This window comes from Paraburkholderia sp. BGA-UO-ETr-F21, assembly GCF_059567925.1.
Genome location: NZ_JCAQOY010000016.1, coordinates 1 through 13,038, shown reverse-complemented (window position 1 = coordinate 13,038; position 13,038 = coordinate 1). Strand labels below are relative to the sequence as shown.

9 protein-coding genes and 1 pseudogene are annotated in these 13,038 nt (G+C 55.2%); 7 read left to right on the top strand and 3 right to left on the bottom strand.

The window, feature by feature from the left end:
• Window positions 1-392 precede the first annotated feature (392 nt).
• A pseudogene (locus AC57B1_RS11055) lies at window positions 393-683 on the bottom strand (tyrosine-type recombinase/integrase); the annotation flags it as partial.
• 1,218 nt (window positions 684-1,901) lie between these two features.
• On the opposite strand from AC57B1_RS11055, the gene AC57B1_RS11050 reads away from it, so the two are divergent.
• The 5 genes from AC57B1_RS11050 (at window position 1,902) to AC57B1_RS11030 (ending at window position 9,614) form a co-directional block, all read left to right on the top strand.
• Window positions 1,902-4,373: a type VI secretion system Vgr family protein gene (locus AC57B1_RS11050; RefSeq protein ID WP_496417521.1), complete on the top strand. Its 2,472-nt coding sequence runs from the start codon at window positions 1,902-1,904 to the stop codon at window positions 4,371-4,373.
• 21 nt (window positions 4,374-4,394) lie between these two features.
• Window positions 4,395-5,273, top strand: a complete 879-nt coding sequence (locus tag AC57B1_RS11045) for a DUF4123 domain-containing protein (RefSeq protein WP_496417520.1) — start codon at window positions 4,395-4,397, stop codon at window positions 5,271-5,273.
• 10 nt (window positions 5,274-5,283) lie between these two features.
• Complete coding sequence (locus AC57B1_RS11040; RefSeq protein WP_496417519.1) at window positions 5,284-7,839, top strand: T6SS effector BTH_I2691 family protein; 2,556 nt, start codon at window positions 5,284-5,286, stop codon at window positions 7,837-7,839.
• A 3-nt stretch (window positions 7,840-7,842) separates the two neighbouring features.
• Window positions 7,843-8,913: a DUF6708 domain-containing protein gene (locus AC57B1_RS11035; RefSeq protein WP_496417518.1), complete on the top strand. Its 1,071-nt coding sequence runs from the start codon at window positions 7,843-7,845 to the stop codon at window positions 8,911-8,913.
• Window positions 8,914-9,089: 176 nt separating this feature from the next.
• On the top strand, window positions 9,090-9,614 hold the full coding sequence (locus AC57B1_RS11030; RefSeq protein WP_496417517.1) for a PAAR domain-containing protein: 525 nt from the start codon (window positions 9,090-9,092) through the stop codon (window positions 9,612-9,614).
• A 200-nt stretch (window positions 9,615-9,814) separates the two neighbouring features.
• Here the strand turns inward: AC57B1_RS11030 and AC57B1_RS11025 are convergent, their stop codons facing one another.
• Together AC57B1_RS11025 and AC57B1_RS11020 are read right to left on the bottom strand one after the other, a co-directional pair.
• A complete protein-coding gene (locus AC57B1_RS11025) occupies window positions 9,815-10,246 on the bottom strand; it encodes a hypothetical protein (protein WP_496417516.1) in 432 nt (143 codons plus the stop codon).
• Window positions 10,233-10,832 (bottom strand): lysozyme, encoded by a 600-nt coding sequence (locus tag AC57B1_RS11020; RefSeq protein WP_496417515.1) that lies wholly within the window; start codon window positions 10,830-10,832, stop codon window positions 10,233-10,235. The genes AC57B1_RS11025 and AC57B1_RS11020 overlap by 14 nt, the downstream gene beginning before the upstream one ends.
• A 631-nt stretch (window positions 10,833-11,463) precedes the next feature.
• On the opposite strand from AC57B1_RS11020, the gene AC57B1_RS11015 reads away from it, so the two are divergent.
• Window positions 11,464-11,883, top strand: coding sequence for a hypothetical protein (locus AC57B1_RS11015; RefSeq protein WP_496417514.1), 420 nt, complete (start codon window positions 11,464-11,466; stop codon window positions 11,881-11,883).
• Between the two features lie 286 nt (window positions 11,884-12,169).
• Window positions 12,170-12,742 (top strand): hypothetical protein, encoded by a 573-nt coding sequence (locus tag AC57B1_RS11010; RefSeq protein ID WP_496417513.1) that lies wholly within the window; start codon window positions 12,170-12,172, stop codon window positions 12,740-12,742.
• Window positions 12,743-13,038: the final 296 nt, after the last annotated feature.

Genomic DNA, 13,038 nt, shown 5'->3' with positions numbered 1-13,038 from the left:
CAGGTTAGCTGGACTTGAATGCACGGAAATGATTGGATTTTCGCGCTTATCGTCAGACAGCACTGAACGTTAGGTCCACGCCACATGTTTTGATGGGTGCGATTCGGCCGCGGTTGGCTCGAATCACCCGATTGAGGAATTCGAAGGGTTACGGGCGAACAGCCTGTAACCCTTTTCTTATTTAGGTTCGGGGCAATATCGCTAGGGAGGCAGGTTCGGCCAACCTCGAGGAGGAGCATCGGCGCGTTACGAGCACTTCCCGAACGGTCAGCTCCTCTTCGGGCAAGACAAGAGGGACTGTACCAACTAAACCCACGCATTCGCTAGCCGAAGTCATCCTGATTCGCTTGGGCATCACGGCTACGTGTTTGAGCGCCAACTATCCTGTCGACTTATTCAAGACGTTTCGCTAGGTCCTCCGCCCGGGGATGGTAGTAGCGCATGAGCATGCGTGGGTCCTTGTGTCCAGTAATTTTCGTCAGTTCGTGCATCGGGAAGATCGAAGCTAGGCGTGAGGTGGCCTCGTGCCGCAAGTCATGAAAGCGGATGTCAGTCAGGAACTTACCATCTGGCCGTTGCTTGGCCGTCTTGCACTCCTCCTCGACGTACGCGTTGCGAGCGCGCTTTGCGGCTCGTTCAAAGGCTCTCGTGATGGCGTCACTGCGTATCTCGAACACCCGTCCAATGTCGGCCCCTTCGTCGTCGTAGGATTGCGTAGACTTGCATCAGCAGTCTTCACCGGAAGGACGTTGCCTGGAGACGATGAACTTCTACGTATTGAAGGCGAAATGACGCGAGAGGCGAGGATCGGCGGTTTTTTCAGAGAGGGCGAAAAGCTTGTGACAACCCGTGAGACTCAGGTATTCGATCCACCGCGACGAGGCGCGAAAGGCCAGATGCATGACGTCAAGGCGTCATTTTCGGCCCCAGCGCCGTTGGTCGAGTCTTTGACTGATGCGATCGGGTTAAATGGACAGGTCAACCGTCAGGTATTGGACGCTCGACTGGACGAGCTGTTGAATAGCATTCCCGGCGCGGAACCCAGCCTGCAAAGGAGACAGACGCGATTGCGAACACCTTGGGCGGCAACGCAACAAGACGATTTACACCAGTTAACGTCTCCATTTGGAATTGAAATTTCGAGCAGAACTTCGATGGTTTGATGGATTAGAAGGGCAAAAGACATTGCAGTCCTCTTGTCTTCGCCTTTCTCGACTCACGGTTAGCTCGGGTACCCAAAACAGTCCCGCGGGTATGTCGCTAGGCACTGAGTAGCTGCCTGGTCGCGTGTGGCATAGTCATTGGCTTCCACGTGAATCATGGCATAGATGGTGGTGGATCGTTTTGCTGGGATCTGCGCAAGAAGGTTTACTGGATTCGCCTGCCCTGATTAAAGAGGGAATCTCGATTTCGACGTCGAAGTCTTCCTGGAACCGTTGAGTAGCGATCGCTAGATCCTTGAATTCACAATCTGGGTCATGCCCAACCGCGTTTCAAAGGCGTCATTGAGCGATTTGTGAAGACTGTTACCCTTCTCTCATAAACGGTCACGTCGCGCTGCTTTTCTTATGGTCAGTCAAACAGTGCTAGGCGCAAGTCTGTTTTATTGACTCGGTTCTAACGCATCATGCGATTTAGTTACCATCCGACCAGGCGACCCAACAGCTGACCATTCCGTGTCGCATGGCTAAACCGCTTGATATTCCAATGCGTCGGCAAGGCCTACCCCCTTTATTCTTGGCGAAGTCAGGCAATAGTTACCCATTTTGCGTTTTGCATTATTTGTGGGGAATAATTTCCGATCAAGTGGCGCGAGAAATGCATCTATTACATTTGACACTTTTCGTCTGGAGATTCTGTAAAATTCCGATCACTGATCGGGGCAGCAATAAGAGGGAATCGTGGTGACCAATCTTGCTCAAGACTTTCAAAAAGTCTTTGCGGACCGCCAGCAAAGCAGACTGCTGCGCTTATTTTTTCCGCATGGCGACGCGCCGTACCCGACATTGCTCGCAAATCGATTGGCAGGCACAGAAAGTCTGTCGCGCGATTTCGAATTCAAGGTCGAAATCCTTTCAGATAATGCGTCACTCTCCCTTAAAGATTTCCAGGGGAAGATGATTACCGTAGAACTTGCGAGAGCGGACGGAACGTCGCGCTATTTTAACGGCTATATTTTTGCGTTCCGACACGTCAAAACCGACGGTTCCGTTGCCTTTTATGAAGCCACGATCGGCCCATGGCTGCGCTTCCTGACCCTCCGCACGAACAACCGCCTGTTCCAGGACCAGGATCTGCATACGCAGACGAACACGCTGCTCCAGGACTACGGCGTGCTTCCCGACTGGGACTGGAAGGTGGCCGGCGCGGATCCCGTTATGACAATGGCGGTCCAATACGGCGAGAGCGATCACAACTACCTGCACCGCAGGTGGGAGGCGGCTGGTTTCTATTACTGGTACGAGCACACGGCAAAATCGCACAAGCTCATCGTCTCCGATGCGTCAATTAACGCAAAGCAGATCGATGGCAATTCCGCATCCGTGCCATTCCAGCGGGATTCGGGCTCCAAGGTTGAAGACGGTTTGGCGCTCTGGAGCCCGGTGCGCTCGGTCATGCCGGGGCAATACACGGTCGCGCGCTTCGATTTCAAGAGCCCGCGGCCGGCGACCGCCGGGGTGCCCACCATAAACCAGCAAGGTGGCGTACCGAATCTCGAACAATATGAATACGTCGGCGCCTATGGCTTCGGAGGCAGTCAGGACGGTGATGGACTATCGAAGCGTCGTATGGAAGAGATCGAGGCCGTCGCCAAGCGCTTTGAGGGCGAAGGCAACAACCGGTATGTGATGCCCGGGCGCTGGTTCGAGTTGACCGATCACTTCGGGCATGCCGCTGGCTCTCAAGATGACAACCAGTTCCTTGTCGTCGGGGTCGACCACATCGCCAGTAACAACTATCTTCAGGGTGTCGATGCGCCGTCCGACTATCGCAACGACGTCATCGCGATCCGCAAGAAAATTCCGTGGCGTCCCGGGCGTGGATACAACAGTGTCGATACACGCATCAACGCGCCCCAGACTGCAACTGTTGTGGGACCGTCGGGACAGAGCGTTTACACCGACAAATACGGCCGTTGCCGCGTGCAGTTTCACTGGGATCAGCTTGCCAAGGGCGACGAAAGCAGTTCTGCATGGGTTCGCGTGGCGACCGCGTGGGCGGGCGGCGACCAGGGATTTGTTGCGCTACCACGCGTGGGTTCAGAAGTGATCGTGCAATGGCTGGAGGGCAGTCCCGACAGGCCCATCATCACTGGTCGCGTTCACAACGAATCCAATCTGCCGTCGTGGCAATTGCCCGACCAGAGCGCCCTTATGGGGTTCCGGAGCCGGGAACTCTCCGGCGCCAACGGCAACATGGCCAGTGGGCGGAGTAACCATCTGCTGTTTGACGACACGAAGGACCAGATCCAGACCCAGTTGCGAAGTGACCACGAGGCGAGTCAGCTTTCGCTCGGACACATTACGCGCGTCGAAGACAACACGGGGCGACAGGACGGTCGCGGAGAAGGCTTCGAACTGCGCACCGACAGCGTTGGCGCGATTCGGTCAGGCAAGGGCATGCTGATCAGCACGGACGCCCGGCCACTCGCCAAGTCCCATATTTCAGATATCAATGAGGCGACTACAAGACTGGGTAAGTCCCAGACGCTGCAGGCGCAACTCGGAAAGCTCGCTCAGCAGCATAGCGCGCAGGAAAGCGGCGACCAGTCGAATGTGGCCGACGCGCTTCAATCCCAGAATGATGGGCTAAAAGGCTCCTCCAGCGGCGGTAATGGGTCATTTCCTGAACTGAACGAGCCGCAACTGCTTGTGGCCAGTGCGGCCGGCACGGCCGTGTCGAGTACGGGGTCGACACACGTCGCGAGTGGTGAGCACACGGCCGTGACGGCAGGCTCGAATATCTCGCTTGGTGCGGGTAAATCGATTTTTGCATCGGCGTCCGAGAAACTGTCAATTTTCGTTCACCGCATGGGCATGACGCTAATTGCCGCAAGCGGGAAGGTACAGATCCAGGCACAGAACGACGAACTTGAAGTACTCGCGAAGAAAGTTGTTGGCATCATCAGCACCACTGACTGGGTCAATATCACTGCGAAGCAGGGGATCCGCCTGACCGCTGGCAATAGCCAGTTTGTCGTCAGCGCTGAAGGCATAAACGGCTTCACGCCTGGCGGCAATACAATTCACGCTGCAAACCACGGGACGCAGGGGCCTCAAAGTATTCCAGCCCAGTTCCCTGGCGCCGACCTGTGCCAGACCATGACCCATAGCGCGGCCGAAGCGGGGAGCGCGTCTGTGCCGCTTGCTTAGGGTGAGGGGAGAAAAATAATTATGGATGCCCTATTGCGTGCGGTGCCAGCACCGCAGGCGCCTTTCAGCCAAGGCTATGTTCTCATCGAAACAGCGACGATAGGTTACGCCGCAGGACTTGAGACATTGCCCAGCGTGCCTTGCGCGCCAGCAGCCCTTTCGCATCGCATCGAATTGATGCCGCGCCTCGTCAATGTGAGTGCGCTGAGCCCCGAGCAGCAGACTGAAATCGCGGAGGTCATGCGTGACGAGCTTGACGGCGATCGCCCGCCAGTAATCTGTGCATGGCTACAAAGTTCCTGGCCTGTAGATCGACTCGCTGAACACGTGGCCCGTTACCTCGTCGGTCCTGGCGCCAACGGAAGCCCAGTGCTATGGCGATACTACGATCCGCGTGTGATTTCGCTTGCGACCAGCGTGCTTGAGCTGGCCAAGTTGTCCGCATTGCTCGGTCCAGTGGACACGTGGACCCTACCGGCCGTTGGACGGTGGTGGACGATTAGATGTGACGGGCACGAGGCGCCCCCCCTTGAAGGAATTACGCCGGCTTGGCCAACACCTTCGCAATGGGAACGGATTGAGTACAGCGACCTCGCGGCCCGCGCGCTCGCCCGACTCAGTGACCAAAAATACGATTTCAGAGATCTATCGAGGCTCATGGCAGCGCTGTGCAAGAGTTTCGATGATGCGAAACAGAAGGCCGGGCTTTCGGACCCTGAAGCACTTGTTGACTACGCGGTCCATGACATGCGCTATGGCCGCGCTTTCACCGAACACAAGAAGCTCGAGCAGGCGTGGCCGGCAATCCGGCGAGGGGAACTCAGCTGGCCGGGAGCCCTTGCCCTACTTACGTCCGCCGATTTCGAATCACTAAAAGATCAATACGCCGTCATCGCCTGAAGGACCGACCATGCCTGTATCCTGCAACCTGTGTGACCGCAAATCGCTACTACTTTACCCGGTACGATATGCCGTGGCCTGTCCTCACGGTGCCGCGAAGGCGCCGGCCCTGGGAGGCAACTTCAAGATCGATTCCACCAAAGCACCAGCTTCAGTCGGGACCGCAAAATACACCCTACGGGCCATGCGGGCTGGCTACCTTTACGTCTATGAGGAAAAGCACAAACGCCTGAAAGCATACATGGTCCTGCCGAGCGGCATGATGTGGAGTTTCATCCCGGGAATGATGCCGCCCAATCCAGCAGTCGTTCCGACGAACTGCCTGGACAGACAGCAACTCGCGCTCGGCTATTGCATCGACGTTGAACACAGCGACTCCGATCCAGCCACCAATGTCTGGATCGGATGGTCCAACGTACTCTGGACCAAACGACTCGTTGGTCAGGCCGATGACGCAGGATGGCGGATGCTTCATATGCAATGCATCAACGTGCCTTCCATGCTTTCAGGAGGCGCCTCCGATACGGGTGAATTTCAGGCGAACAATTCAAAGATCGCCCACTTTGCGATGGACGAAAAGGCGATGAAGACGGCCTTCAAGTTCAGCAATACCGATCCCAAGATGGAGAACCATCAACATACGGAGGCCCCCCGCATTGCAGCCGCCATGGCGCGGTCTCCGATGAAAAAGGGATTTATCGTGGCAGTGCACGACCCAGTCGGCTTGACCAACGACCTTGGCGAACTCGTCGTTCCCAGCATCGACAGCGGATTTAACGAAGACGTTTATCGCGGATCAATTACCAAGCAGTTGCTCGAGCGCGCCGAGCGGGGAATTCGCGCGCAGGCGCGTGAGGAAGCCGGATTCGAATACCGCACGTCGGAAATGGTCAACCAGGCGAATCAGAACCCCATGTCATACTCTACGGGAGGTGGTGCCGTTGATATCATCGGCGCGTGGAAGTTCGTCACCGGGTCGATCAAGGCGGGCGGGATCTCGAATTACACCGCAGAGCAGGCAGCCCAGGACAAGAAGTACGGCGCCGACGAGGCCGGACATCAGAAAGCCGCGGAGGAGGAAGCGTGGGACGAGGCGAGCCACACCGGAGAGGGGAGTGCACGCAAGTCCGCGATCGATCGCAAGCATCTGGATAATTTCCCGAAGGAATACAAAGACGCGCTCGACAAGTTCAAGCCCCAATGGGACGAGCTGGTCAAGGCGCATGCCGGATGGCTCAACTGCAAACTTCTGTCAGATTGGATGAGCGGCGTTCATGACGACGCAGATATTCGCAGTGGGTACGCGTACAGCGAATCGTGCTCTCAAAGCATCGGCAGCGCGGCAGCCACAGACGCGTGCGGCAAGGTCCTGAACGACTGGCTCGAGACCGGACAGTTTACGAACAGTCGCAATCTGTATGCGCGCGCACTCCTTTTCAATCAGAAGCAGTTGATCGATGCCGCCCAGGCGCAGATCCACAAGTCTGATATCCAATACGAAAATTTCCTTAACCTCTACAAGCAAGCGCTCGCGCGTGTAAAGCCCGGTGAAGCAGCTCGGCTTCTCGACAAGCTTGTCCTGACAACCGGAAGCGTGATCGTCAAGGCCTTGACCAAAGGCGCGCGCAGCGTTGCCTTCGTGCCAATCATGATCCGGTTGTCGCTTCATTCCGGGACGGTCATCCGAGCAAGCTCACAATCGAAAGCCGAGTTGCGTGCATGGGCGATCGACGAGGCGAAAAAGGCCGGCATCAAACTGGAGACGGATCGGACGCAAACACGCGCCGACGCACTGAAGGCTGCAAAGACTGCGGTCAAGGCAGGTCCGAAGTCCGACGTCAATGTCGTCATCTACGAGCTCGATGTCGACGCGCTCGAAAAGGCGGGCAAGATCGAAGCTGGATCTATCAAGGCCGTTAAGCTGCCGGGCGCGGACAAAGTGAAGGCATGGCTCGGTTCTTCGGCTCCTGAGGCATTCCATCTTGGCGTGGCTACATTCATCTTCCAGCTCTTCACGCTCCAGGCCGCAGTCGAGGACGTTGCTGGCAACGACAGGTTCAATCGTGTGGAAACAGACACAAAGGCTGCAGCGGCAGTGATCAACATTGTTGGAGCCATGATGGAAACCGTCTCGGAGACAGTGGAAAAGGGGCCCGCCCATCCTCTATCGGCGTTTATTCTGAAACAGTGGTCGCTGGGCGAAAGGGAATTGGCTGGGCTTAAGCTAGGCGGTAGAGCCCTCGGCGCGATCACCGGCGCCGCCTTGGCGGTTTTCGACGTAATGAACGCGGTAGAGTCCTTCAAGAAAGAAGAATTCGGCCTCACCGCACTGTACGCAGGAAGCTCGATTCTCGGTTTCTATGTCGCGGCTTTCGCCATCACTGGCGCAATTCCCGGCTTCTGGATTGTCCTGGCCGCTTCAATCTTAATCGCGCTTGCCATTGCGCATTACAAAGCATCTGCAATGAAAGACTGGATCAGTCGGTCTTATTTTGGTACGGGCGAGGAAAAATATCCAACGCTTGAGGAAGAGTTGAGCGCATTCAACTCTGCGGCAGGAGGCTAAGGTATGGATGAACGTTTGATGAAGAAGTGTATCGGTCTTTCCGTGCCGGAATGGGACATGGCGCACCGCCTCCCAATCAATCGTGTTGTTGGACCTGACATGTGGGATAGCGGAACAATTTTTCGCTTTAATTCCGCATACATGGACGTGACTGACCAGTCATTCATGGAAAAACAATGGATGATGGGCGCTGCGCTTATCGCATCGATAGCGATTGGGTGTGGACTGTTTTTTCTCGCGTTGTTCATGAGCAATCCTCATGCGCCGCTATTCCTATACGTAATTCCAGCGGTCTTCATTGGCGGCTTCGGATTCCTTTTAATCCGCTTCGGGCGCGGCGTTATGTTTTCGCTGACTCGCATGCCCATCCGCTTCCATAGAAAAGCACGCAAGCTGTTCGCCGTACGTGGGCGACGTTACTTTGGTGCGAAGAACCAAGGCGATCACGTTTGGGAGATTCCTTGGGACGAAGAAGAATTATTTTGCTTGCACAAGGAAGTAACCCAGTTCGGCACTGTCTATCACATCCGTCACTACGCGCTCGACGCCAAAGGCAAAGTCGCCCGCGTGTTCTCTATTGGACGCGAGTGGACCGGAAAGCCAGAGATCGAGATTCTGCTCGCACAATGGAACTACTGGTGCACCTTCATGAATGAAGGACCGCAAGCGTTGCCCAAGCCGATGTTGTTCCATACGGAACGCGAAACGCCGCGGGAGTCGTTCCTGTATTCACTCTATGGTTTCGGGCTGACAGGTTCGCTCTTGTGGCGACTTGTCACCATGCCGCTGGTGCTGATCTTTACACCATTACGGATGCTTGCCATCGCAACGTCCCGGCCGCCTATCTGGCCAGAATCGATCGAGGAGATCAGTCAGATCGATTCCAACGATGCGTTTGCTGAGCCGAGAAGAGGTACTCCGGTCGGTTGGGCAGAGACCGTTCTGGCGCAACAGCGCAAAGAATATCCCGACGCACCGCAACGTAAAACGGAGGGATGGTCTGGCGCAAAGGACGGCGTCGAAAACGCCAATCAGTGGGCTCTTGATCAGCCGCCGAAGAACTTGGCGGGCTAACGGCGCAGAGTGCTGTTGACGCGCAATTGGCTCTTCACTTGCACTTGCAGCTTTTCGAGTTCTCGTAAGGGCGTACGCGTTGCGCGACGATTCGGCAGGATGGGCTGGCGATGGATGTAGTCGCTAATCGAAGACAGTCGGACCACGCGAATCGGTCAGAAAGGGGCTTCACGAAGATGCTACGAAAAATCATTCTTGTCGGCGACCCACCGAGCACCGGGGGCGCTGCTCTGCCTCACGATGGGGCCTACATCACCGGAGTTGACGGTAGACCCGCCGCGCTCATCGGCGGGAAGGTTTCATGCAGTGCCTGTCAGACCACCGGTGTCATCTTCAAGGCCGGTGGTCCATACCGAAAGCGGAATAATGGGCAGGAGATTGCCCTCGAGGGAGACCGCGTCCGCTGCAAGTGCGAAGTCAATCCGACCATGGTATCTGCGGTGGGCTACGATTGGCTGCCGCAGGTTGACGACCAGATCGAAGGACTGGGGCAATACATTTGCTATGACCAGCAATTCCAGCTCAAAGACAAGAATGGCACACCAATGACTGAGATTTACTACACCGCGAAACTACCAAGCGGAGAGACTCGGCACGGGATAACCGACGAGCTAGGAATGACGGAACGATACGAAACGGAATCGCCGCAAAAAATCGCCATTCATCTCGGGCACCTCCCCACAGAATCGAGCGAGGGATAACAACTACAATTCTCGTTTGTGAGTGCCTCGAAGCCCGCTATGTCATAGCTAGACGGGACGCTCTATCTTCATAGAGGCTGCCGTGATCGCCAGCACGGGCAGCGGCGCCGGCCTCCCGGTGCATTCCGGCAAGCCGGCGTTGAGCCGAATTGAGACTTTACAAGGATGCCCGCCCGACGGGCTGGCGGTACATAGATTGATCAGTTCGTAGTCGACTTCACCAGATCAAGAATGCTCTGCAGATGCTGATTCTGGTCTTTCCGCAGATCGTAGATGCACTCAAAATACGCAATATCGTTGATGTTGCGTACCTGTGGAGCGGTAATGTCTGGCTTCCACTTTGATCCGGCGAATTTGTTGATGGTGCAGAATCTCTTCATCCTGTCCTGTTCGCGCATGTAGTCCGAAAGGAGAGCGGCGTTGGGATTTCCCTTGGGGATCGATTGGGCGATCGCCGCATAAAGTGCTTTGTTAGCTGTTTCCATATCGGCGGCCGCTACCATGAAGCAATTTGAGTCCATGCTGCCGCTACCGCTCAGGTGTTTAAGGCACTCCTCGTCATCACTTCCATAGGCACTCCCGGAAATGAGCGCAAGTGCGGCTAGTGCTGGGACTATCTTAGTGACTCGCATCGTAGACTCCGGAGGCAAACATGTTAGCCTCGCTTGAACGTCGCGGAAGCAGGCGCGGATTTCGTACATAAAAATGGCGAATGGATTCCGGGATTGTCGAATAATTACCGGCATTGACGATATCCGCCATATCGTCAGCCGCGCTGCCACCGCCCGCGTTAAAAATGACGCTCACCAATGCGTCGTATTCGTACTGAAAAAGCGGCACGTGAATCTTGGAATTGATGGCCTTTTCTGTGCGTACGAGATCCGCACGGAGTAGCTGTTGTCCGCGTTCAAGCGTGATCGTGTCGCCTGCATGGAGATGGTCGGCTGGCACAACGAGGTGCCCGCACCCTACAGTAGGGTTGCCTTGGTCGTCGTTGTAGACTGTCAGGATCATGCCATTGGTGACATGATAATCGTGGTGAGTGTGATTGCTGTAGAAGATCCGGACCACGCCATTGCGGCTTCCGCTCTCCCACTCGGCTAAGAAAGGCAACACGCGATCGGACGCGTGCCACGGCTTTGCGAGTCGCTCACTTGTACCTGTAACGACCGAATTTGGATCGCTGTTCGTTGCTCCAGTCGCGATCGGCTGGCTCATGATCTTTCTCCCGAGTTTGCTGCGGCCTAAGAACATAAGGTGTGACTGACTGGATGCGCCAGCACTCATGTCGACATTGCTTGTCCATGGCAAGCGCATGCCATGGCTTGGCCTTTCGATGACACCGGGGTGAATATAACTAATTAGATGCACTTTATCCACGGGCGAGAACGTCTCACGGCAATATTGGACTGAATCGATGCTGATTGAATTTAGAGCGATAAGCGAAAGGATTTTAGGAAAATACTTCCTGTGGTCGACCCACCGAGCTCGCGCCGAAAGGTGCCCGTTCCCACGGGTATCACTCAGGTGAGGGAAGCCAGCAGGTCCCACTGGCGGGCGGGTCTAGTGCGACCGCCTGTCATGCGGCGGGCGTTACCTTAAAGAGTGATCCCCACCGAAAGCTGAACAATTGGCGACACATGGCCCGTAACGGGGAGTGCTTTCGATGAAAGCGTCCGGTCAATCCGACGATGGTGTGTGCAGCAGCCTACGAATGCCTAGGGCAGGTCGACGACCAGATTGCCGAGCTCGGCGGACACCTGAGTTATAGATGACGGGCCAAGGCCCAAGAATACGTTCGCTCATTGGGGATACACGGAGACAAAGATGTTTCAAGCGGGAGTCCATCATGCAAAGCGCTAGGAAGTGGGGCGGACTAGCGCTGCTGTTGTTGGCGAGCACGGCAACCTTTGCGAAAGTGGATGAGTGGTGCCTTAAACAACTTGGCGGTACCAGCTACGACATAGCGTGCTTCGAAGCACTCACGAAGGAGGTCGCGGCAGATACGAAAGCAACCTACGAAGAGATCAGAAAAACGATCCCGCGAGGAAATAAAAATCGGGACTTACTTGATGCCTACATGAAGGCAGAGGACGATGCCAAGCGGTTTTGTAGCCTTGAAAAAGAGACCGGCACAGGTTGGCTACCGTCACCGACGCTGGGTCACTACAATATGTGGGACTCTGCGTACGCAGAATGCGTATACGATCAACGGAAATTGCAGAATAAGCGTCTTCATGAAATTCTCGACGAGCACAATGCTCAATAACAAACCCTAAATTGCCTGCGCGGCTGGATGGTTCGACCGTGCATGCTCTGCCGCCAGCATAGAGCTGTAGTATCAGCTTGGGCCTGCTGCAGGGGCGACAAAAGATCTTGATGAAAGAGCTGACCTACCTCCCCTTTTACGCTTCCAACGAACCGGCGAAATCTCAGCAAGGTTTGTATTCGTAAGCTGAACGTCACGGGACACGCTTGGCGCTATCATCGGCATTGACGTTGCGGTGCTTAGGCACGCTAGCGCTATTGACGCTTTCAGAAAAGGCGGGAAGTGGATGGGCCTTTGGTACACGATGAGTGAGTCATTTGGAAGCTTGCAACTGGGTTCATTGACGATGAAAAAAACAGCTCTTGCCGCTCTTCTTTTGATCAATTCAGGTTTGGCTTCAGCCGAGCCTGGCTGCAACCTCGACCAGCTAAAGACGAACTCCACGACATGTGATCGCAGTCAGGTCTCAGTTCAAGACAAAACATCCTATGTTGACTTCAGAGTTAAGGAGGTCGCCAGACTCCGGCCGGACGACGTCCAATTATTTTTGGATTCCTTAAAAAACGCGGTTGAGTCGAACGACAAGGTGTACCTCAGCAATGTAGCCCGGTATCCCCTCCGATATTTCGAACATAAAAAACGAAGTTCTGTGAGGGGCCCCGCGCAGTTTCTAAAAAAATATAAGGTTATTTTTACCAACAAGGTCAAGCATGCGATTGAGAGCCGACAGTATCAGAACCTCTCCGTCGATTCTGAAGGAATAATGCTGGGCAATGGTGAGGTATGGGTATCGGGTATCGTGGAAAAGACAACTCCTCAGAGAACGAATATCAAAATCATTGCTATCAAAGGTCAGTGAAAAGTGCTCTGAAGCGCGTATCATTCCGGTGTGCCACCCGGGTATGGCCAGCAACGTGTGCTAGTGAACGTTCCGCCAAACAATCTTTGTATCATGCGTAACCAGATTCGTGATCGCTCTTAGCATCCTACAGGGTTGGTCTACCAGACGAATGTCGGCAACTTCAAACATCTAAGGAAGGTCTGCAAAAGTCCTGGCGTTGACGTCTGGGTCGACTATCCTGGGAGAAGGCAAGTTTCAGGGGTTCCCCGATGACACAGCTCGGTCTTGGTCTGGATCTTTCAACGAAACGCACG